We start from the raw sequence: 21,200 nt of genomic DNA on the forward strand, positions 1-21,200 counted from the left end.
CCGCGGATAACCTGCCCGATTGCCCCATCCGCCCAGCGTCCATTTGTGCCTATGCTGGGCCAATGGGGAGCGAATCATCGACGACGCCGGATGCGCGGCGCCTCCTCGCGGCGCTGGCAAACGCCCAAGCCCGGAGAGTCTTCGCGGAGATCGGCGTCGGCGGAACCCCGGGCAGCTCGCTCTCGCCGGCAAAACTCGAACGGGCGCTCACGCTCCTGAACCAGGCGGGGCTGGTCGAGGCGGTCGAGACCGAAGGCGGTGTCCGCTACCGCATCCGCGAGCACGCCTTCCGGGACGCGCTGGCGGGCCTCTCGTCTGCACCCAGCCCGTCCGGCGTCGAGCGCTTCTTGACGGCGGATGGCCGCATCGACCGCTATCCTGCGCGGGAGGCAGACCGCCTCAGGCTCCTCGCATGGGTAGCGACGCGCATCCTGGACACCGGCGAGCGCATGGCGGAACGGGAGCTCAACGAACGCCTTGCCCGGTTCACTGGAGACGTGCCCATGCTCCGGCGTTACCTCGTGGACGCCGGCATCGTGAGACGCATGCCCGACGGCTCGGCCTACTGGCTGGCCCTCAAAGAAGACGCCGACGGCGGCCCCTAAAGTTCCCGGGCATTCGCCAGGACCGGAAGCTTGCCCCGGACTCCCCCCACAACAGCCGGATCGACGTCGACGACGGCGAGTTCCGGGTTTTCACCGAGGGCCACCATCACGGTACCCAACGGCGAGATCACAGCACTGTGCCCAATACCGGTGGGCGCCGTGGCGGTGGCAGGCAGGCCGACACTGGCGGGATTGCCTTGGCCGCACGCCACCACGAAGGTGGTGCTGTCCACTGCGCGGGCCCGCACCAGCAGCTCCCACTGCTCGGCCTTGCCCTCGCCGGCGCCCCAAGAGGCGCAGACGATGTTGACCTGCGCTCCTGCCCGGGCGTTGGCGGTGAAGAGCGCTGGGAATCGAACGTCGTAACACGTGGCAAGGCCGAACACGGTGCCGTTGAGTTCGAAGGTTACGGGCGACGTCCCGGCGTCGACCGAATCGGACTCCGCGAAGCCGAATGCGTCAAAGAGGTGGATCTTGTCGTAGGACGTGTCCACCCCTGGGCCGGTGACCAAAAGGGTGTTCCGGACCCGGCCGCCCTCGCCCGGAGTGAACATTCCCACCACGACGGCGATGTCCAGCTCCCGCGCAAGGCCGCGGACCGCTGTGGCCCATGGTCCGTCCAACGGTTCGGCGACGTCCGCCAGGCTGTTGCCGAAGGCGCGCATCGCTGCTTCGGGGAAGACCACGAGTTCGGCTCCGGCGGCTTTGGCGCGGGTGGCGTATTCTCGGATCAGTTCCAGGTTGGCAGCCGGATCGGCTCCCGTGATGATTTGTGCCACGGCTAAACGCATGAATTTACTCCAAATTGTTGTATACATGATGTATGCGAAAAAGTTCGGGGACTGCGGCGTCCGGCCGCGAGAAGGCGTACGCGTACCTGCGTGAAAATATCCTGATCGACCCCGAAGTCCAGGGGAAGTTCCTGAACGAGCAGGAACTCGCCGCGGAAATCGGCGTCTCGCGTACGCCGGTACGTGAGGCGCTCCTGCTGCTCGTCTCCGACGGCTTGGTGGAACTGATTCCCCAGCGCGGGGCCTACGTTCCCCCGGTGACCGGCCGGGAAATGTCCGAATTGATGGAACTGCGCGGGATCCTTGAAAGCCACGCTGCCCGGCTGGTCATCGAGCAAGGCCGGATCCCCGCCGGGACGATGCAGGAAACCCTTGACCAGCAGGCCAAGCTTCCCGAGGAACTGAGCCCGGAAGCGGCCCGTGAGTTTATCCGCCTGGACACGCTGTTCCACCAGCAGCTCATCGACGCGGCGGGCAACGAGCTGATCTCCCGGACGTACAGCAAGCTCCACGTCCGGCAGATCCTGGTAGGCGTCTCCGCGCTGTTCCGTACCGGAGGCCGGCGCGAGCAGGTGTGCGCCGAACACCAGGACATTCTCGACGCCCTGATGTCCGGCGACGCGGCGAAGGCCCAGAAAGCCATTGACCATCACCTTGCGGTGACCCGGGACATCCTGCTCCGCACTTGAGGCAGTTTCTGGCTGCCGAGCGCTGCTCGCCGAGATGCTCACGACTTCTCCCGAGAGTCAGCGGGTTTCAGCGGCCGCGGACCGCTGGCTTGCCGCCGCCGATCCTTCGAGCAGCAGGCGGTAGTCCTCATCCTCCACAGTGTCGGAGTCCCGGCCGAGCGCCAATCCCACGACGGTGACGACGGCGGCCACGGCCACATAGATGGCAACCGGAATCCAGGTGCCGAACTGGGACAGCAGCAGCGTGAACATCAAGGGGGCGATGGCGCCCCCGATCACGCCGGCGAAGGTATAGGCCAGCGAACTTCCAGTGGACCGCAGCCTTGGGGAGAACTGTTCCACGATGAAGGCAGCCTGCGGTCCGTACATGAAGGAGTGCGCCATGAGGCCCAGGACAATTCCCACGATCAGCAGCGGCTCGCTGTGCCCGCCCAGGATGCCGAAGAAGACGAAAGTCCACACGGCTCCGATCACTGCCGCGATGCCGTAGACGAGGCGCCGGTTGAAGCGGTCGGAGACGGCACCCGCCAGCGGGATCATGAAGAGCTGGAATGCGGAGCCGATCAACACGGCGGTGAGGACCTGGCTGCGGTCATAGCCAAGCGTCTGGATTCCGTAGCTCAGGGTGAAGACTGTGAACAAGGCGTACAGCACGTCCGGGCCCACCCGGCACAGGGTGGCAGCGACGAGCGGCCGGAGTTCCTTGCTGAAGACTTCGCGGACCGGAGCGTTGGACTGCTCACCGTGCGCCTCGATGGCCTTGAAAATCGGGGTGTCTTCAAGCTTGAGCCGAATCCAGAGACCGAAGCCCACCAGCACGGCTGAGACCAGGAAGGCGATGCGCCAGCCGAAGCTGATGAACTGCGCTTCGCTGAGGGTAACAGTCAGGACGGCCAGGATGCCGTTGGCCAGGAGGTTGCCGGCCGGCGGTCCGACCTGGGCCGCCGAAGCCCAGAAGCCGCGCCGCTGGGGATCGCCGTATTCGCTGGAGAGCAGCACTGCGCCGCCCCATTCGCCGCCCACGCCCACGCCCTGGGCAAAGCGCAGCAACACCAGGATGATCGGGGCCGAAATCCCGATGCTGCCATAGCCCGGTAGCGCCCCGATCAGCACCGTGGCAACGCCGATGATCATCAGCGTCGTCACCAGGACTTTCTTACGGCCGATACGGTCACCAAGCCGGCCGAAAATGATGCCACCCACCGGTCGGGACACGTAGCCCACGGCGTACGTCGAGAACGCCAGGATGGTCCCGGTCAAGGGGTCCGATGACGGAAAAAAGACAAGGGGGAACACGACGGCGGCCGCGGCGGAGTAGACGGCAAAGTCGTACCACTCGAGCGCGGTGCCGGTGAGACTTGCGGCAAAGGCCTTGTACAGGCCTTTGGGATGCATCGGCTTTCCCGGACGCGGCGCTGCGCCGGAAGCCGGAACTGGAACGTTGGCCATGGGTTTCCTCCACGAGAAGTTTACGGTGACGCCTGCCACACTGGCGTTAAATGTATACATTACGCATACTGGTTGTACATTGGCGACTGTTTCCGGTTTCCGGTTTGAAAAATTTCTCCAGCAGGACACGCAAAGGATGGACAGAAAATGACGACTCTGAGCTTTGAACTTCCCGATGGCACCACGCGGAATGTCCAGGTCAAGCACCTCCTGAACGCCGGCTACGCAGGGCGCGAACAGGAAGAAGTGCAGGCCCACATCGCCGAGCTGGCCGAACTCGGCGTTCCCGGTCCCGCAACTACGCCGGCCCTGTACCCCGTGTCGCCATACCTGGCGCAGCAGGTTTCCGAAGTCCGCGTGCAGCACGGCAGGACCTCGGGCGAAGCGGAGTGGGCGCTCGTGATCACGGAGGAGGACGTGCTCCTGACAGTGGCGTGCGATCATACGGACCGCGAACTCGAAGTCCATGGCGTGGCATGGAGCAAGAACGCCAGCCCGGACGTGTTGGGTCGCAAGGCCTGGCGCCTGGATGACGTCCGTGACCATTTGGACAACATCACGCTCAAGGGCTGGGTAGGCGACGGCGAAACTCCGGACACCCTGATCCAGGACAGTTCGCTCGAGGCGCTCCTCAGCCCCGACTACTGGCTGGGGGTCCTGGCGGAGCGTGGCCTGAACCAGCCGGGCACGGTCCTCATTTCAGGAACGGTTGCGATGAAACAGGGGGTTGACCAGTTTGCCCGCAGCTGGAAGGTGGAAATGACGGACCCGGTGACCGGCACCTCGGTGGACGCCCAGTATGTTGTGGAGAAGATGGCGGAGCCCATCGGCTGAGCCCGGTTCCGCCGTCGTCCTACCCGAATCTCCATTGTGGGCGCCGGGGGCCGGGCTTACGCTGGGAGAGGCACAAGCGGTTGGCACTACTACCGCGTTGAGAGGGCGCTGCATGGACGCCAATTCCATCACCGACACCTTCCACCGGCCCCTGCGGGACCTGCGGATATCCGTCACGGACCGATGCAATTTCCGCTGCGTCTACTGCATGCCCAAGGAGATCTTCGGGCGCGACTTCGTTTTCATGCCCCGGGACCAGCTGCTGACCTTTGAGGAAATCACCAGGCTGGCGTCGATCGCGGTGGGACACGGTGTACGGAAGATCCGGCTGACCGGCGGGGAACCCCTGCTGCGGAAGGACATCGAGGAACTGGTCCGGATGCTGGCCCGGCTGCGCACTCCCGACGGGCTGGCACCGGACCTGGCCATGACCACGAACGGCTCGGTCCTGGCGCAGAAGGCACAGGCCCTCAAGGATGCCGGGCTGAACCGGGTGACGGTCTCGCTGGACTCCCTCCGGGAGGAGACCTTCCAGGCCATGAACGACGTCGGCTATCCCGTGGCCAGGGTCCTGCACGCCGCGGAGGTTGCCCAGGCCGCGGGACTCGGGCCGGTGAAGATCAACATGGTGGTCAAGCGCGGGACGAATGACCAGGACATCCTTCCCATGGCTCGCCACTTCAAGGGGTCCGGGTTCATCCTGCGGTTCATCGAGTACATGGACGTGGGTGCGTCCAATGGCTGGAAAATGGATCAAGTGGTCCCCTCCGCCGAGATCCTGGCCCGCATCGGCGCGGAGTTCCCGCTGGAGCCCGTGGCGCCGAACTACCCCGGCGAGACCTCGGATCGCTGGCGCTACGCGGACGGCAGCGGCGAAATCGGTGTCATTTCCAGCGTGACCCAAGCCTTTTGCCGCGGCTGCACGCGGGCCCGGCTCTCGGCCGACGGGAAGCTGTTCACGTGCCTCTTCGCCACAGCCGGGACGGACCTGAGGGCACTCCTGAGAGACGGCGCGTCCGACGTCGAGCTTTCGACGGCGTTGTCCGCACTGTGGGGCGGCCGCACTGACCGCTACTCGGAACTGCGCAGTTCGCACACGCCTAAAGACCCCGCAGCGGCGCACAAGATCGAGATGTCGTACATCGGCGGGTAGCCGAACGGGCCGGAGCCCTGCCGGTGACCCTATGCTGGTGCCATGACGCAGACGTCGATCAGCTCCGCGACAGCGCTGGCCGAAATGCTGGCCGCCACCGGCTACCTCGCCGACGACGGCCTGGCCACCATCGGCTACCTCGCCCTGAGCATGGAACGGCCGCTGCTGCTGGAAGGCGAACCGGGCACCGGCAAGACCTCCCTCGCCGAAGCGCTGGCGGAAGGGTTCGGGCTGCCGCTGATCCGTTTGCAGTGCTACGAGGGAATCGACGCGTCGCAGGCGCTGTATGACTGGGACTTCACTGCCCAGATCCTGCATCTGCGCAGCGTGGAGGCCAGCGGCGGCTCGGGAATGGGCACGCGCCTGAGCGTGGCCGAACTGGAAAGTTCGCTGTACGACAAACGGTTCCTGCTGGCCCGCCCCATCCTCAAGGCGCTGCAGCAAAGCCCGGCCGTGCTGCTCATCGATGAAATCGACCGGGCCGACGACGAGTTCGAGGCGTTCCTGCTGGAGGTGCTCTCCACCTACCAGGTCTCCATCCCCGAGTTCGGCACCGTCAAGGCCGACACCCCGCCGATCGTGGTGCTCACCTCCAACCGGACCCGGGACCTGCACGATGCGCTCAAACGCCGCTGCCTCTACCACTGGATCGACCACCCAGGGCTGGCCCGCGAAGTGGAGATTGTGCGGACCCGGCTCCCCCAGGTGCCCGAGCTCCTTGCCGAGCAGGTGGTTCGCGCGGTCCAGCAGATCCGGGTCACCGACGACGTGCTCAAGCCTCCGGGCGTTGCCGAGACCCTGGACTGGGCCCGCGCGCTGCACCAGCTAGGCCGGGCTGAGCTTGACTTGGCCTCGGCGGCGGCCAGCATCGGCGCGCTGTGCAAGTACCGCGAGGACACCGAGCGGGTCTCGGCGGCCCTGGCCCGGATGCTCGGCTGAGCGCATGCCGCCGGCAGGACAGATCACCCCGGGAGGGCACAGCCCAGGCCACAGCCCAGACACGGGCACGGGCCACAGCGCCGAAGAGATCCTGTTGGCCTTCGCTGCCGCCGTGCGTGCGGCCGGCGTGAAAGTGACCGCGGACCGCTCGCTCAGCTTCGTCGACGCCGTCGGCAGGCTCGCCCTGGATCGCCGTTCGGACGTCTTCTGGGCCGGCCGCGCCACCTTGTGCGCCTCGCCGGAGGACCTGCCCGCCTACCAGCGGACGTTTGAGGCCTGGTTCGCCGTGGAACATTCCGCCGCCGAACGCCTGGAAAACTCCGCGACGGCCGTCAGCGCCGCGTCTTTGGACAACGACGACGGCGGGCCGGAAGGTAGGCGCGAACAGTTGCGGGCGCTCGCCAGCCGCCGTGAGCTGCTGCGGCACCGCGATGTCGCCGTCCTGGACGACGCCGAGCGGGCCCTGCTGCGCCGGATGTTCGAGGAACTACCGGTACGCCTGCCCACCCGCCAGACCAGGCGCAAGCACCTCGACCGGCACGGCGACGTGGACCGCGTGCGGACCCTGCGCGACCAACTGCGCCGCGGCGGGGAACCCGGACCGCTGCGCCGTGCCCGGGCTCCGCGCAAACCCCGCCGGATGGTCTGGTTGATCGACGTCTCGGGTTCGATGGCACCTTACGCGGACAGCCTGCTGCGCTTGGCCCACCGGGTCGTGGAAGCCGCCCCGCGCCAAGTGGAGGTGTTTACGCTCGGTACCCGACTGACCCGCGTGACGGGCGCACTGCGGGTTCCCGACCCGGACAATGCCTTGGCCTTCGCTGGCCGCGCCGTCCCCGATTGGTCCGGGGGGACCCGGCTTGGAGAGGTGCTGCGGGCGTTCAACGACCGCTGGGGGCAGCGCGTGATGGTGCGCGGCGCCGTCGTCGTGATTGCCAGCGATGGCTGGGAGCGGGGCGACCCCGCACTGCTGGGACGGCAGGTCGAACGGCTGCACCATCTGGCGCGGCGGATCATTTGGTCCAATCCGCACCGCGGCAAAGCGGGATATCAGCCGCTGCAGCGGGGAATCAGGGCGGTCCTGCCGCACGTTGACTTCTTTATAGGGGGGCACTCAATGCAGAGTTTCGAGGAGTTGTTGGACGTGGTTGCCAATGCGTGAAGTCTTGGACGATCTGGTCGCAGCCATGGCGGCCGGCCACACAGTAGGACTCGGAACGGTGGTGCGCACCTTCCGCTCCGCACCGCGGCCGGCCGGAGCCGCCATGATGGTCGACGCCGACGGCAGTGCGGTGGGCTCGGTGTCCGGCGGGTGCGTCGAAGGAGCGCTCTACGAACTGGCCACCAAGGTGGTCGAGTCCGGCAAGCCGGTGCTGCAGCGCTACGGCATCAGTGACGACGCCGCGTTCGAGGTCGGCCTCACCTGCGGCGGGATCCTGGATATTTTTGTGGAACCGCTTTCCACTGAGCTCTTCCCGGAATTGCCGCAAGTAGCGGACGACGTCGGTGCAGGCCGCCCGGTTGCCATCGTCACCGTGATCGAACACCCCGATCCGGCGTGGCTGGGCCGCCATTTGGTGGTCCGCCCGGAGGGGTTCGTCGGCTCCCTCGGCAGCGAGCGTGCCGACCACGCGGTATCCGACGATGTCCAGGGCCTGCTGGCCGCAGGCCGCAACGCCACCCTCATGTACGGGCCGGACGGGCAGCGCCGCGGCGAGGGCATGCGCGTTTTCGCCCTCAGTTTCGCCCCGCAGCCGCGGATGCTGGTGTTCGGTGCGATCGACTTCGCTGCCGCCGTCGCGAAACAAGGCACTTTCCTGGGCTATCGGGTCACGGTCTGCGACGCCCGCGCGGTTTTCGCAACGGCTGCCCGGTTCCCGCAGGCCGACGAAGTAGTGGTGGAATGGCCGCACCGCTACCTGCAGGCGCAGATCGCTGCCGGCCAAGTGGATGAACGCACGGTGATCTGCGTGTTGACGCATGATCCAAAATTCGACGTTCCGCTCCTGGAGCTGGCACTGCGCCACAACGTGGCCTACGTGGGCGCGATGGGATCCCGGCGCACGCACCACGACCGGCTGGAACGGCTGCGCGAAGCCGGCTTGAGTGAGGCCGAATTGGCCAGGCTCTCCAGCCCGATCGGCCTGGACCTGGGATCCCGCACCCCCGAAGAAACGGCCGTCTCCATCGCCGCCGAAATCATTGCGTTGCACTGGGGTGGCGGCGGCGGACGATTGAGCACCATGGAGGCCCGGATCCACCACGAACCCACGGTTGAAGCGGACCACGAGGATGCGGGGTACGAACTCAAGCCGGGCTAGGGCATTCGCGTTCTCCGAGGAGTAACCTGTGTCACATCAGGACTGGATGCCGAGCAGTCGTGCCCGTCGTCCAACGCGACAGGAGATCCCCATGGCGAGTTCCAAGACGATCACCGTCGAAGTCGATGATGTGAGCTACATAGACGATGTCGAGCCACGATTGCTGCTGGTCCAGTACCTGCGCGAACGGCTTGGCAAGACCGGCACATTGATCGGCTGCGACACTACCAACTGCGGCGCCTGCACCGTCCATCTGGACGGAGTCAGCGTCAAATCCTGCACCATGTTCGCGGTTCAGGCAGACGGCCACAGCGTCACCACCATCGAAGGCCTGGCCCGGGACGGAAAACTCGCCCCTCTCCAGCAAGCCTTCCACGAATGCCATGCGCTGCAATGCGGCTTCTGCACGCCAGGCATGATCATGCAATCGGCATCCCTCCTCGCCGAAAACCCGCACCCCACCGAACAGGAAATCCGGGACGGCCTCGAGGGGAACCTCTGCCGGTGCACCGGGTACCAGAACATTGTTGCCGCGGTGCAGGCCGCGGCTGACGGCACGGTTTCGGCAGACGGCACAGTATCCGCTGACAGCGATGAAGCGGAAACGGCAGGTGTGGCATGACCATCACCGAAGTCGGCAGGGCCCGCCTCCGCAAGGAAGATGCCCACCTCATCACCGGACGCTCGAGGTACACCGACAACATGACGCTGCCCGGCATGCTCCATGTGGCCATGGCCCGCAGCCCGTTCGCCCACGCCAAGATCACCTCGATCGACACCTCCGCCGCGAAGTCATCTCCCGGAGTCGTCGCCGTGCTCACCGGAGCCGACGTGGCCGCGGAACAGGGCAGCCTGCCCAACGCCTGGCCGATAACGCCCGAGCAAAAAGCTCCAGCCCACCCGGCGATCGCCGTCGACGCGGTCGCTTTTGCCGGCGAAGTCGTTGCGTGCATTATTGCCCGCAGCGCCGCAGCGGCCCGCGACGCCGTCGAACTGGTCGATGTCAGCTATGAGGAGTTGCCCGTCGTCCTGGACCTGGAAGAGGCGTTGAAGGACGAGGTGCTGGCCCACCCGGACCTGGGCACCAACAAATCGGCAACCTGGATCTTTGACTCAGGCGAGGCCGGCACGGGCAAAGCGATCAGCGAGGCGCTCGAGGGCGCGGAAGTCCTCATTGAGCGTACGTTCTACCAGCAGCGGCTGATCCCGGCCTTCATGGAGCCCCGATCGACGGTAGTAGACCCGACGGGCGAACAGATCACCGTGTGGTCGGCCACGCAAATACCGCATATTCTTCGGCTCATGCTGGCGCTGACGCTCAGCATTCCGGAAAGCAAAGTTCGCGTGATCGCCCCCGACGTCGGCGGCGGCTTCGGCGGAAAACTGCAGGTGACCCCGGAGGAAGCCATCACGGTTCTTGCCGCCCGGCACACCGGCAAACCATGCAAGTACACCGAGACCCGCAGCGAGTCCCTCATGGCGGCCCACCACGGCCGCGCCCAAGTGCAGAAGGTGAAGCTCGCGGCCACCAAGGACGGGATCGTCACGGGACTGGACGTGCACCTGCTGGCTGACATGGGCGCCTATCTGGGCCTGGTCACTTCCGGGGTTCCCATCCTGGGCGCCTTCATGTACAACTCCATCTACAAGTTCCCGGCCTACCGGTTCGAATGCACCAACCTGTTCACCAACAAGGCGTGGACCGATGCCTACCGCGGCGCGGGCCGACCGGAAGCAACCTTCGCCATCGAGCGCTTGATGGATGAACTCGCCGTCGAGCTCGGCATGGATCCCCTGGAGGTACGGAAGAAGAACTGGATCAAGCACGAGGAATTCCCCTTCACCACCGTCGCCGGGCTGGAATATGACAGCGGAAACTACGAGGCGGCCACCGCGAAGGCCGTGGAGCTCTTTGGCTATGACGAGCTCCGTGCCGAGCAAGTACGGCGCCGCGAAGCCAACGATCCCGTGCAACTCGGCATCGGCATCTCCACGTTCACCGAAATGTGCGGCCTGGCTCCTTCCCGGATACTCGGCGCGCTCAGTTACGCCGCCGGCGGCTGGGAGCATGCCCAAGTGCGGGTGCTGCCCACCGGCAACGTCGAAGTGGTCACGGGATCCTCTGCCCACGGCCAGGGACACGAAACCGCGTGGAGCCAGCTCGTGGCGGACAGGCTCGGAGTGCCGTTCGAAAATGTCGAAGTGCTGCATGGGGACACCCAGACCTCGCAGCGGGGCCTGGACACTTACGGCTCCCGATCACTGACCGTCGGCGGCATGGCGGTGTTGGCCGCTGCGGACAAGGTGATCGAGAAGGCCAAGGTCATGGCAGCGCACATGATGGAGGCCAGCGAAGAGGACATCGAGTTCACGGACGGCAAGTTCAGCGTCAAGGGTACTGATCAGTCCACGGCGTTCGGTGAAATCGCCTTCGCCGCCTTCTCCGCGCACAACCTGCCGGAGGGTTTTGAACCCAATCTGGACTCGGATGCCACCTTCGACCCACAGAATTTCTCCTTCCCGCACGGCACCCACCTGGCCGCGATGGAGGTGGACACCGAGACCGGGCAGGTCACCATCCGCAAGTACGTTTGCGTGGACGACGTCGGAGTGGTGGTCAATCCGCTGATCGTGGAGGGCCAGGTCCACGGTGGCTTGGCACAGGGAATCGCGCAGGCCCTCTATGAGGAGGCCGTTCATGACGACGCCGGGACCCTCGTCACGGGCTCGTTTGTGGACTACTTGGTGCCTGGTGCCCCGGATCTGCCGCACTTCACGACGGCGCGCACCGAGACGCCGTCCACCACCAACCAGTTGGGGGCCAAGGGAGTCGGCGAAGCGGGAACCATCGCCTCGACGCCCGCCATCGTCAACGGTGTGCTGGACGCGGTGCGGCACCTTGGGGTGAAGGACATCAAGATGCCGTGTACGCCGTCGCGCGTGTGGGCCGCCCTTGAAGAAGCCAAGACCACCGGAGGTGTGCAATGATTCCGAGCGCATTCGATTACGCCGCGCCCACTACGGTAGCGGAGGCGTTGGGCGTGTTGGCCGACGCCGGTGACGACGTGAAGGTGCTGGCCGGTGGCCAAAGCCTGATCCCCGTAATGAAACTGCGCCTTGCCGACCCCGCGATGGTGGTCGACTTGGGCCGGATCGGCGAGTTGTCCGGGGTCCGCGACGACGGCGATGCACTGCTGATCGGAGCCATGACGACGCACCACCAGATCGCCACCGACCCGCTCATTGCCGAGCACGTGCCGTTGCTGGCCCAGGCCGCGGCCACGGTCGCGGATCCCCAGGTCCGCCACCGCGGCACGTTCGGCGGCGCCCTCGTCCATGCCGACCCGGCGGGCGACATGCCCGCGCCGGTGCTGGCCGCGGACGCGACGTTCATCCTGGCAGGCCCCAACGGGGAACGCCGGGTGGCAGCGGCGGACTTCTTCCAGGGATACTTCACCACCGCCGTCGACGACGGCGAGATCCTCACCCATATTCGGGTGCCGAAGTACACCGGTTGGGGTTCGCACTATGAGAAGTTCACCAGGGTGGCCCAGCAATGGTCCATCGTCGCCGTGGCCGCGATGGTCCGGGTGGAAGGCGCCACCATCGCCGAGGCCAGGATCGGCCTGACCAACATGGCCAGCACACCGTTGCGGGCGACCGCCGTCGAACAGGCCCTCGCGGGCGCCCCGCTGACAGCGGAAGCGATCGCCACCGCGAGCGCGCACGCCGCCGAATCGAGCGATCCCGCCAGCGACCTCAATGGAGACGCGGCCTACCGCCGCCACCTGGCGGAGGTCCTCACCAAACGGGCCGTCATCGCGGCCGCCGGACTCTAACGGAACACGGACGGGAGGGAGACATGGAACTCAAACATCACTTCGTGGTTCCCAGTTCGCTGGAGGACACCTGGCATTCCTTCAACCAACTGGAAGACATCGCACCCTGTTTCCCGGGGGCGACCCTCACGTCCGTGAGCGGCGAGCAGTTCACCGGAACGGTCAAGGTCAAGCTCGGCCCGATCGCCATGATCTACACCGGCACCGGTGAATTCCTCGAGCGCAACCAGGAGACGCATACGGTGGTCATTTCGGCCACGGGCAAGGACAAGCGCGGCAATGGCACAGCGGGCGCCACGGTGACGGCAGTGCTGACGCCCGACGGCGACGGCACCGCCGTCGACGTGACTACCGACATGAACGTCACCGGCAAACCGGCCCAATTCGGCCGGGGCGTCATCCAGGACATCTCGGACAAGTTGCTGGAGCAGTTTGTCCAGTGCGTGATCGGGAAGGCGGGCGGCGGGGCTCCTAGTGATACGGGGCCCGACGCCGGAAACGCTGCGGCATCGGCGGAGCCTGGGGCGGCTGGGGACGAGGTCGCGGAGCCCGAAGCCGGGCTGGCTGCGGCCGGGCCTGCTGCACCAGTGGGCGAGCGCGCTGCCGGGGCTCCCGCAACACCGACGGCCGGGCCTCCGGCGGCGCCTGTTTCCGCGGCCGCGGCTGCCCCCGCACCTCTGTCTGCGCCGTTCGCGCCGTCGTCGGAATTGGACCTGGGCTCGGCCGTGTGGCCGGTGCTCGTGCGCCGTTTCGGCCCTGTGCTTTGCGCCGCCGCTGTCCTCGCGCTGGTGGTCTGGCTTGTCCGGCGATACGGGATGGATTGAACGCGCCATCCAAGCCGTGTGGAGGGTGGTTTTCGGGCGGCGCGGCGCTCTTGCCGCGCGCCTCACGGCGTCGATATCATCAAGGTGGGTTATGCAGCTGGCCCTCGGAATTCTTCCATGGAGTGACCCCATGACCCGCCCGCATCACCTCTCTTCCAACTCTTTTCGCGTAGCTGCTCCGAAGCTTGGAGCCGAGCTGTGAACGCGCTGCTCAGCTCATGCTTGGAAGGCGAGCTGGACCCAGTCGAGGGGCTTGCGAAGTTGTCCGTCGCGGAGCTCAACTTCTTGGCTGACGCGCTCTTCAGGTTGCTCGACGTCGGGAAGCCTGAGTTCGGGGTCAAGTCATGGTACGACGCGGTCCTGGATGAGTTGGCTGCGCGCGGTCTGGGACCTGGGCGCAGCGAGCGATCCGCCGTCGACGTTTCCTCGGATTAATCTTCCCGTGCTGCGGCGGCAAGAGGGGCGCTCGCGTTGTCTCCCCCAGGTGCTTGCCGGCCCGCCAGCTCGCGCACCAGTACCTTCAATTCCTGCCTGAACATCGACGTATCGATCGACACTTGGGCGAGGACCTGTTGCTCCGACTCGACCGCCCGCTCGAGCGCTTCCTTGCCGACGTCGGTCAGCGAAACGACGTGCACCCTGCGGTCCTCGGGACTTCGACGCCTGCTGATGTGGCCGTGGGTTTCGAGCCTGCTGAGGGTCTGCCCCATGGTCTGGGCCTGCACCCGGACGATCTGCGCGAGAACGGTCTGAGTGATGGGGCCCGTGACGGCAAGAACCTCGAGGGCGATCACACCGGCGTGGGTGAGGCCGATCTCCCTGAGATTTTCGTCCCAAGCGTGCTCCACCAGCCGGGCCGCTGTCGAAAGCAACCGTCCGGTGGGCCAACGCTCAATGTCCGGCATATGACTCATTGTAGCCGCAGGGGATGTTGTGGGGGTTGGGAGGGGTACCAGGGCCTAGTTGCCCCTCCAACCGGTGGGCAGACGCAGCGTTCGAATTCGGTAGGCTAAGGCCAAAATTGTCTTCGACGGGGCTAATGATGTTGCCGGCCTCTCGTGATGGGCCACTGTTTTCCTGTCGAAAGTGGTGCGCGAGGCGACCCTCGGTAACCTCGACCCGGTTGCGATTGCTGTCTTCGACATTCCGTTGTTCGTCGTGGCGTCGGCAGTGGCGGCGTTTGGCATTAAGGGCGCCGCAGTAGTGAGTGCCGGCTGGACGGGTGTTGTCGCCGTCGGACTGGCGGTATACGCCACGATCACAACCGAAGCGGAGTGGGGCGTACTAAGCATGGGTGCTGCGACCGCGGGTTCGCTGATCGCGCTTTTCCTTGTCTTGCTTGGGCGCGTGCCGACCGAGTGGATCATCCGCGGCCCGTTCGCGTTCCGTCCCGCAATCCCCCGATCGACCGCCGTCACCCACGTGGTTTCAACCTTTGGGCAGATTGTCCTCTTCTGGGGGTTCTTCCTGGCGGTAATTCCCCTTGCGATTACGCTTCTTGAACATCGATGGGCGGTGGCGCTCCCGTTTCCGTGGTTTTCAGCTCCTGTCGGTGTCGCGGTTCTGGTACTGGCCAGCGGCCTTGGCATCTCATCGGCTGTCGTGATGTCGACGCTCGGAGACGGCACGCCGCTGCCGTCGGTGATGCCCAACCATCTGGTCGTGGCAGGTCCGTATCGCTGGATTCGTAATCCAATGGCGGCCGCGGGCATTCTCCAGGGCGCCGCAGTCGGTGTCATCCTGCAATCATGGCTGGTGGTGGCCTACGCCGTCGCGGGCTCACTGGTGTGGAATTACGTTGTGAGGCCGCTTGAGGAAGCTGACTTGGAGGAACGGTTCGGCGAAGAATTCCGGCAATACCGCGATGCCGTGCGCTGCTGGGTACCGCGGGTGTCGAAGATTCCGCGCTCTCGGAAACGATGAACTCTTCCGTGACGGTGATCCCAGCACCAGTATGGTGATTGCATAACGCAACCACTGATCTGAGGGGACCTTCACCATGGCTGTTCGAGTTGACCTGAATATCTCGCTGGATGGTTTCGCCACGACGACGGACGCAACTCCAGAGAATCCGTTCGGTTCGGACTGGGGCCGACTTGTTGACGCATATACGTCCACCCGCACGTTCCGTGAGCGGGTCCTACATGACACGAGTGGAGAAGGAACGTCCGGCGTCGACGACAAGTACGCGGCGGCCTACTTCGAGGGAGTCGGAGCTGAAATTATGGGTGCCGGCATGTTCGGGTTCCATAACTTCCCCGATGACCCCGAGTGGAAGGGTTGGTGGGGCGACGAGCCTCCGTTCCGCGTCCCCGTGTTTGTCCTCACTCACACGCCCCGCCCTGACATCACGATGGCCGGCGGTACGACCTTCCACTTCGTAAATACCAGCCCCGAAGAGGTGCTTGAACGAGCGCTCAGTGCAGCGGGCGAAAAGGATGTGCGCATCGGAGGGGGTCCTACCGTGGTGCGCGACTACCTGAAGGCCGGACTTGTCGATCTGCTGCACGTCGGGATCACACCGATCCTGCTAGGTAGCGGAATACGGCTCTGGGACGATCTCCGGGGGCTGGAAAGCGACTACACCGTCACGTCAGAGACCGCCGAAAGCGGCATCATCCACGTCACCTTCCGCCGATGACCCACGCACGGGATCGTCTGAGTACGTCTACTCGCGTTTGAGCGTGAGTAACATCGACGGCGAGGCGTCCGCCGTCGTACTTCTGGGCCGGTCACGCTATTGCTATAGCGGCGCGAGCCGTATTTGCTTCGCGAGCGCGTAAGCGGTTGGAAGATCGCTGTCGCTTTCGACGAAAACCCGGCCAATAACGAGCGCGGAGTGGGTCGGCGAAGAAATCTGCGTCATGCCGTTCGGTACGGTTCCCTTCCAGCCGGGCCCGCTAAGGACATAGTCGCCGGCTTCGGTTCCCGTGGTGCGTTTGCCGACGTAGGCAAAATTTGTGCTTTTCGACGGGTCGGTGAACTGCACGCTGAAGTAACGGCCGGACATGTCCGGTACGTGCAGGATTTGCGGCCCTTTGCTCAAGTCGAGCCAGCCGCCGACGTAGAGCAAGTCGTCGGCCCCGGTTGCCATAAGGCTCCCGCGCGACGTCGCCGTCGACGGGGACGAGGTGCCGGGCACGGCGTACAGCGTGTTGACAGGGATCGGGCCCTCCCCGAACCCATGTTTGAGAATCGCCCTTTTGTATCCATTGACCGTGAGCCGCGGCCAGAGGTAGATAAAAGCGGGTGCGCCCAGCGCCCATACGATGACAGCCGCTATGACGAGTGGAATGATCCCGTCCCCGTTGGCGATCCGTCGGTAGATGACCCAGGCGAAGACCGCCAGTATGACGGCGGTAAGGGGACGTCCGTATTTCAAGATGAGGCGGTTCATCTCACTGCGCCCTGTCAATGAGCGGCAATTGGTACGTGCCGTCGAGAATTGCCGCGCCAGGCAGATACACGCGGAACATCAGCTTGAAGTTCCCTGGCGGAATGGGCAGCCAGTTCTGCTCGTGCCCGCTCGGAGCGTGATGCTGGAGATAGAGATCCACTGAACCGTCAGTGTTCTGAGCGAGCGGCGAACGGTTACCAACGCTGTAGCGATTAGTAGGATTGTCCACCATATAGCCGACGGTATCGGTCGGAGTAAGCGACCAGAAGGCATCATGCGGCGGAAGTTTCCCGGCAGGAAAATGCAGGACGTATCCGTGCCTGCCGCTCAGCGCTTGTCCTGAACCATCCACAGTTGCAGTCCAGTACGCGGCCTCTTCAAACACATTGACGACGGGCAACGCTTTTGCACACGCTGCCCGCACGAGGACTCCGTTGCCGGGCTGGCCGCATTTGCGGATTGCGCTCCAACCGTTGACGGTTGTTGTGACCGCCCGGCCCACGGCATTCATGATGACGATCGCCGTCAAGAAGGCCAGCACGGCACCGAGAATCAATCCTTGCACCACACCGGACTGCGAGAACCACGCGAAGGCATTTGCCATACCCGCAAACTACCACTGCGCTATGTGGCTGGGTGCTACGGCGCAGCGACGCCGTGGGTACCAACCACAATTCCCCGTAGGTCGATCGAGCGGGCAGCGTTCCATCCGGGAAGCTTTCGAGAAGGCAAACGTTGGGAGCCCCATGCGGCGCTCCCTCTGGCCTACCGTGGGAGACGAGTTCCAAGCCATATTCTTCACCCTGGGCGACGCGCTTCTGACGACCTCACTGGTGCGCCTCACGCTTTCCGAAGGCGTGGATTGCAGATTCGGCCTGGGACGCGGCGAAACGGTCAACGTCGACGAGTCGGCTCCCGGCACAATTCAGGACGGGTCGGCTTGGTGGAATGCGCGAGAGGCAATCGAGGAAACCCATCGCCGCGAGCATGGGACCGAGCCTTACCTGCGCTCTTGGTTCGTGTCGAATAATGAAAGCGAATCGGGGACGGTGGCGCTCGTCAAGGGCTTTCTTCTGCTCCGCGACGCATCGATCAGTTCGATGCGTCCACGTGATCGCCGACTGACCGCGGGCACTCTGCTCGGATACTCGCAGACAGAACTTGCCCATCAGGAGGGGTTACCCAATCCGCGGTGTCGCAAAGTCTTCGACGTTCGGGGGGGAGCGGCGCTCTTGGCCGCGCATCAGAAACTACGGAAAGGCCAGTTGCAATGATGGGACCTACCCTTCTCCTCATGGTTGGTCTGGTGGATCTCGCGGGCTGTGTCCGCTTTGGTCGTTCTCTCATAGGCCCGTTGTTGTTCTTGACGGCCTTATCGGTGCTAGTGACTACTGGGTTCGGTATAGGCCCAGCGGCTGCTCTCGCGTGCGCGGCGCTTGCCTTTGGCTGGAAGCTAGCCATGTCTCCCTTGTCAATGGCCATTAGTTTCTGCCCACGGGCGGCCAGTTAAAGTGCCCGCTGGTGGCCGCCAAAACTGCCCGGGGATGGCCAATAGATCTGCCCACTGATTGGTTCGGCGGGATTGGCCATCGTCGTCGGGTGTTTAGTTCAGTCGGGTTACTCCTTTGCCGGCGAGGGCCTGGGTGAGGCGGATGGAGTCGCCGCTGGTTTGGCAGACGTGGGCGTGGTGCAGGAGCCGGTCCACGGTGGCGGTGGCAAGGGTTTTGGGCATGAGTTCGTCGAAGCCGGCCGGGTGAAGGTTCGAAGAGATCGCGACGGAGCGTTTTTCGTAGGCTGCGTCCACCACTCGGTAGAGGCCTTCCGCGGCGTCCGTGGCCACCGGGAGGAGCCCGATGTCATCGATCACCACGAGTTCGGCGCGGAGAATCCTGGCGACGGCGCGGGTCACGCTGTCGTCGGTGCGGTGCGCCCTGATCAGGGCGCCGAGGTCCTCGAGCCGGAACCAGGCGACCCGCATGCCGGCTTCGACGGCTTGCTGGCCGAGGGCTTCGAGGAAGAACGTTTTCCCGGTGCCGGAGGGTCCGCAGACGACGAGGTTCTCCCGCCGGGCGATCCATTCCAGGGTGCGAAGCGCCTGTTGGGTCGGGGCGGGGATGGAGGAGACGGCGGGGTCCCAGGCCAGGAAGGTCTTGCCGGTTGGAAAGCCTGCTGCTTTACGACGCGTGGCGAGCATCGACCGGGACCGGCCGGCGGTTTCTTCGGCGAAGAGGGCCTTGATGACCTCGACAGGTTCCCAGCGCTGGGCGCGGGCGGTGGCGATCAGTTCCGGAGCCAGGGCCCGGGCATGGGGCATTTTCAATTGCCGCATCAAGGCTTCCAGCTCCGCCGGCAGCGCCGGGGCCGTGGTGGTCGTGGTCGTAACCGGACTCATCGGCTTTCCTCCCGCGTAGTGTTCATGGTTGTCGTGCCAATCGCGGCCCACGCGCCGGTTCCCTGGGTCAAGGAGGTTCTCTCGTTTGCCGCGTGGGTAACGGTGCGGGCCGTGGCGGCGTTCAGGATCGAGGCCAGATCCCGGTGCGCGAACCGTCCGTGGAATGCTGCGTTGCCCAAGGCCTTATCGACTTCGACGGTGCCGGCGATCTTGGCCAGGGTCACGGCCTCGGCCATCTTCACGTTCATCCGCGCCGTGCCCGCCGCGGCGGCCTCCAGCAGCCAAGTCCTGGCACCTTCGCCGATGGCCAGGAACTCGGCCTCGCCAGCACTGCGCGCTTTCACGGCATAGTCACCTGGGATCCTGGTCCTGCTGCCCGGGAAGTGCTCATCGGCCATGGCGGGGCTGCCTGGTCGGGCCCGGTGGTGGCGTGCGACCTCAACGGGACCACCTGCGCCGTGATGGACAATGACGATCTGCTCATCGGGGCCGGTGCCATGGGCGCGGACGAACACCCTGGCCCCGAGCAGGTGCGCAGGAACGGAGTATTGGGCGTTTTCGAAGGTGATCATCGGGGTGTTCTCCGGGACGGTCCGGGCCAGACCGAACGCGACCGTGTGGGCAGCGTCGGGAATCCTGTGCAGTCTCGGTGCTTCCTCGGTGAGCATCACGGCGGGTTTGCGCCGGGTGGTGCGGTGCTCACGGTTGTTCACCTCGCCCATGAATGCCTCGCAGGCCGCCTCCAGCTCGGCGAAGGAGGCGTAGTCGGCGCGCAGGTTGATGTCTTTGGGGACAATATCGGCCTTGGCCAGTTTCACTGACGCTTCGACTCCGCCTTTCGAAGCCGGATCCGCGGGCTGGCAGGTCAGCACGGTGACCCCGTAATGGCGGGCGAAGTCCAGGGTCTGCTGGTTCCGCACCGGCACCCCGGCAACATGGGCGGTGGTCACGGTCTTCTCGTTATCAGTCAGGACATACGTCGGCGCCCCGCCCAGGATCCGGAAGGACCGGTCCAGGGCCGCGAACACGCTCGGCGCGGTCCGGTCCCGCAGCGCGATCACGATCCGGAACCGGGAGAACGCCAGCCACGCGACAAACAGAATGGTTTTCACCCCGTCGATGCGCGGCCCGTCGCCGAAGTCGTACTGCAGCCACATACCCGGCTCGGTGATCCAGGGCCTGTGAACCCGCACGTGTCCCAGCCGCCACGCGGCCTTGACCTGGGCAATGGCCCGGCGGGTGGAACGCTCCGAACCCGCATAGCCCAGGGCGAGCAGCTTCTCGTGGGCTTTGTCGGCGCGGATCCGGCCCTTGGACGAGTCGACCCATTCCTCGATCTTGGGCAGGAACGCATCCGTGACCCGGTCCCGGGCAGCGGGCTCGGCAATGGGCCGGCCGGCGTCCCGGGCGGCAACATGCCTGGCAACAGTGTGATGGGAACAGCCCGTCAGTTCCGCCGTTGCGCGCAACGATCCGGTCAGATCGTAGGCGGCAAGAATTTCCATGATTTCTCCGTCAGACTTCATACAGGGCCTCTTCCTGGTGACTTTGGTGCGCTTAGACACCGTCATCAAACCCCGGGGAGAGGCCCCCACCGCTTAAGACGCGGTCGGTTCAGTAAGGAAGTGGGCAGATCTCATGGCCACCAGAGGGCAGTCTTCCTGGCCGTCAGTGGGCATTTTCGTGGCCGCCTACGGGCAGTTTTTCATGGCCGCTAACACTCCCTCAAAACCGCCAACACGATCCACTAAAAGTAGTCCAAGTTTCGCTACTCCCCGGCTTTGGCCGGCCATCCTGCTGTTCGTCCTTGTTTTTGGAATCACCGCTTACGACCGCACGGCTGGAGTAGCAGCAGGTTTCTTGGTTGATGCCTATTCGCTGATCGCCCTGTGTAAGCGGCAACTTTAAACTGACCGGAGTCGGAAAATCCGACTGACCGTTCGCGGCAGGGTTTTGACCCGTGGCGG

The 21,200-nt window shown here is 65.0% G+C and carries 22 protein-coding genes; 15 read left to right on the forward strand and 7 right to left on the reverse strand.

Annotated features, from left to right (window positions below; genetic code table 11):
• Positions 1–62 precede the first annotated feature (62 nt).
• On the forward strand, positions 63–605 hold the full coding sequence (locus BMF89_RS08410) for a DUF2087 domain-containing protein (protein WP_078106640.1): 543 nt from the start codon (positions 63–65) through the stop codon (positions 603–605).
• On the opposite strand, the gene BMF89_RS08415 is transcribed toward BMF89_RS08410, so the two are convergent.
• The gene (locus BMF89_RS08415) at positions 602–1,396 is read right to left on the reverse strand and encodes a carbon-nitrogen hydrolase family protein (protein ID WP_078106641.1); all 795 of its coding nucleotides are present in this window, start codon (positions 1,394–1,396) and stop codon (positions 602–604) included. The two genes, BMF89_RS08410 and BMF89_RS08415, sit on opposite strands and share 4 nt — an antisense overlap.
• Before the next feature lie 32 nt (positions 1,397–1,428).
• Between BMF89_RS08415 and BMF89_RS08420 the strand changes: the two genes are divergently transcribed.
• Entirely contained in the window at positions 1,429–2,085 is a 657-nt protein-coding gene (locus BMF89_RS08420) for a GntR family transcriptional regulator (RefSeq protein ID WP_078106642.1), read from the forward strand.
• A 57-nt stretch (positions 2,086–2,142) separates the two neighbouring features.
• Here BMF89_RS08420 and BMF89_RS08425 read toward each other — a convergent pair whose 3' ends face one another.
• Complete coding sequence (locus BMF89_RS08425) at positions 2,143–3,534, reverse strand: MFS transporter (protein ID WP_078106643.1); 1,392 nt, start codon at positions 3,532–3,534, stop codon at positions 2,143–2,145.
• A 147-nt stretch (positions 3,535–3,681) separates the two neighbouring features.
• Here BMF89_RS08425 and BMF89_RS08430 point away from each other — a divergent pair, with 147 nt between their 5' ends.
• From BMF89_RS08430 to BMF89_RS08475, 10 genes are all read left to right on the forward strand, one after another.
• Entirely contained in the window at positions 3,682–4,368 is a 687-nt protein-coding gene (locus BMF89_RS08430; protein ID WP_078106644.1) for a DUF2848 domain-containing protein, read from the forward strand.
• A 112-nt stretch (positions 4,369–4,480) separates the two neighbouring features.
• Positions 4,481–5,521 carry a GTP 3',8-cyclase MoaA gene (gene moaA, locus BMF89_RS08435; RefSeq protein WP_078106645.1) on the forward strand — a complete coding sequence of 347 codons (1,041 nt, stop codon included), beginning with the start codon at positions 4,481–4,483 and terminating at the stop codon, positions 5,519–5,521.
• A gap of 42 nt (positions 5,522–5,563) precedes the next feature.
• Positions 5,564–6,460: a MoxR family ATPase gene (locus BMF89_RS08440; RefSeq protein WP_078106646.1), complete on the forward strand. Its 897-nt coding sequence runs from the start codon at positions 5,564–5,566 to the stop codon at positions 6,458–6,460.
• Positions 6,461–6,464: 4 nt separating this feature from the next.
• Positions 6,465–7,622 (forward strand): VWA domain-containing protein, encoded by a 1,158-nt coding sequence (locus tag BMF89_RS08445; protein WP_078106647.1) that lies wholly within the window; start codon positions 6,465–6,467, stop codon positions 7,620–7,622.
• Complete coding sequence (locus tag BMF89_RS08450; RefSeq protein WP_078106648.1) at positions 7,615–8,781, forward strand: XdhC/CoxI family protein; 1,167 nt, start codon at positions 7,615–7,617, stop codon at positions 8,779–8,781. Before BMF89_RS08445 ends, BMF89_RS08450 begins: the two co-directional genes overlap by 8 nt.
• Before the next feature lie 91 nt (positions 8,782–8,872).
• Positions 8,873–9,403, forward strand: coding sequence for a (2Fe-2S)-binding protein (locus BMF89_RS08455; RefSeq protein WP_078106649.1), 531 nt, complete (start codon positions 8,873–8,875; stop codon positions 9,401–9,403).
• A complete protein-coding gene (locus BMF89_RS08460; protein ID WP_078106650.1) occupies positions 9,400–11,769 on the forward strand; it encodes a xanthine dehydrogenase family protein molybdopterin-binding subunit in 2,370 nt (789 codons plus the stop codon). The genes BMF89_RS08455 and BMF89_RS08460 overlap by 4 nt, the downstream gene beginning before the upstream one ends.
• Entirely contained in the window at positions 11,766–12,620 is an 855-nt protein-coding gene (locus tag BMF89_RS08465; RefSeq protein ID WP_078106651.1) for a xanthine dehydrogenase family protein subunit M, read from the forward strand. Before BMF89_RS08460 ends, BMF89_RS08465 begins: the two co-directional genes overlap by 4 nt.
• A gap of 23 nt (positions 12,621–12,643) precedes the next feature.
• Positions 12,644–13,444, forward strand: a complete 801-nt coding sequence (locus tag BMF89_RS08470) for an SRPBCC family protein (RefSeq protein WP_078106652.1) — start codon at positions 12,644–12,646, stop codon at positions 13,442–13,444.
• 198 nt (positions 13,445–13,642) lie between these two features.
• Positions 13,643–13,879, forward strand: a complete 237-nt coding sequence (locus BMF89_RS08475; RefSeq protein ID WP_078106653.1) for a hypothetical protein — start codon at positions 13,643–13,645, stop codon at positions 13,877–13,879.
• Here BMF89_RS08475 and BMF89_RS08480 read toward each other — a convergent pair.
• A complete protein-coding gene (locus BMF89_RS08480; protein ID WP_078106654.1) occupies positions 13,876–14,349 on the reverse strand; it encodes a MarR family transcriptional regulator in 474 nt (157 codons plus the stop codon). The two genes, BMF89_RS08475 and BMF89_RS08480, sit on opposite strands and share 4 nt — an antisense overlap.
• A gap of 181 nt (positions 14,350–14,530) precedes the next feature.
• On the opposite strand from BMF89_RS08480, the gene BMF89_RS08485 reads away from it, so the two are divergent.
• Both BMF89_RS08485 and BMF89_RS08490 read left to right on the forward strand, forming a co-directional pair.
• Positions 14,531–15,367: an isoprenylcysteine carboxylmethyltransferase family protein gene (locus tag BMF89_RS08485; RefSeq protein WP_366214765.1), complete on the forward strand. Its 837-nt coding sequence runs from the start codon at positions 14,531–14,533 to the stop codon at positions 15,365–15,367.
• 76 nt (positions 15,368–15,443) lie between these two features.
• The gene (locus tag BMF89_RS08490; protein ID WP_078106655.1) at positions 15,444–16,085 is read left to right on the forward strand and encodes a dihydrofolate reductase family protein; all 642 of its coding nucleotides are present in this window, start codon (positions 15,444–15,446) and stop codon (positions 16,083–16,085) included.
• Positions 16,086–16,187: 102 nt separating this feature from the next.
• Here the strand turns inward: BMF89_RS08490 and BMF89_RS08495 are convergent, their stop codons facing one another.
• Complete coding sequence (locus tag BMF89_RS08495; protein ID WP_078106656.1) at positions 16,188–16,841, reverse strand: DUF1254 domain-containing protein; 654 nt, start codon at positions 16,839–16,841, stop codon at positions 16,188–16,190.
• A gap of 1 nt (position 16,842) precedes the next feature.
• Positions 16,843–17,445, reverse strand: coding sequence for a DUF1214 domain-containing protein (locus tag BMF89_RS08500; RefSeq protein ID WP_078106657.1), 603 nt, complete (start codon positions 17,443–17,445; stop codon positions 16,843–16,845).
• 22 nt (positions 17,446–17,467) lie between these two features.
• Here BMF89_RS08500 and BMF89_RS08505 point away from each other — a divergent pair, with 22 nt between their 5' ends.
• The gene (locus tag BMF89_RS08505) at positions 17,468–18,115 is read left to right on the forward strand and encodes a SatD family protein (RefSeq protein WP_171983439.1); all 648 of its coding nucleotides are present in this window, start codon (positions 17,468–17,470) and stop codon (positions 18,113–18,115) included.
• 329 nt (positions 18,116–18,444) lie between these two features.
• On the opposite strand, the gene istB is transcribed toward BMF89_RS08505, so the two are convergent.
• Both istB and istA read right to left on the reverse strand, forming a co-directional pair.
• A complete protein-coding gene (gene istB, locus BMF89_RS08515) occupies positions 18,445–19,233 on the reverse strand; it encodes an IS21-like element helper ATPase IstB (RefSeq protein ID WP_078106659.1) in 789 nt (262 codons plus the stop codon).
• Positions 19,230–20,759 carry an IS21 family transposase gene (istA, locus tag BMF89_RS08520; protein ID WP_171983440.1) on the reverse strand — a complete coding sequence of 510 codons (1,530 nt, stop codon included), beginning with the start codon at positions 20,757–20,759 and terminating at the stop codon, positions 19,230–19,232. The genes istB and istA overlap by 4 nt, the downstream gene beginning before the upstream one ends.
• Between the last annotated feature and the right edge of the window lie 441 nt (positions 20,760–21,200).

This window comes from Arthrobacter sp. SRS-W-1-2016, from assembly GCF_002009585.1.
In the GTDB taxonomy this organism is placed as follows: Bacteria; Actinomycetota; Actinomycetes; order Actinomycetales; family Micrococcaceae; genus Arthrobacter; species Arthrobacter bambusae_A.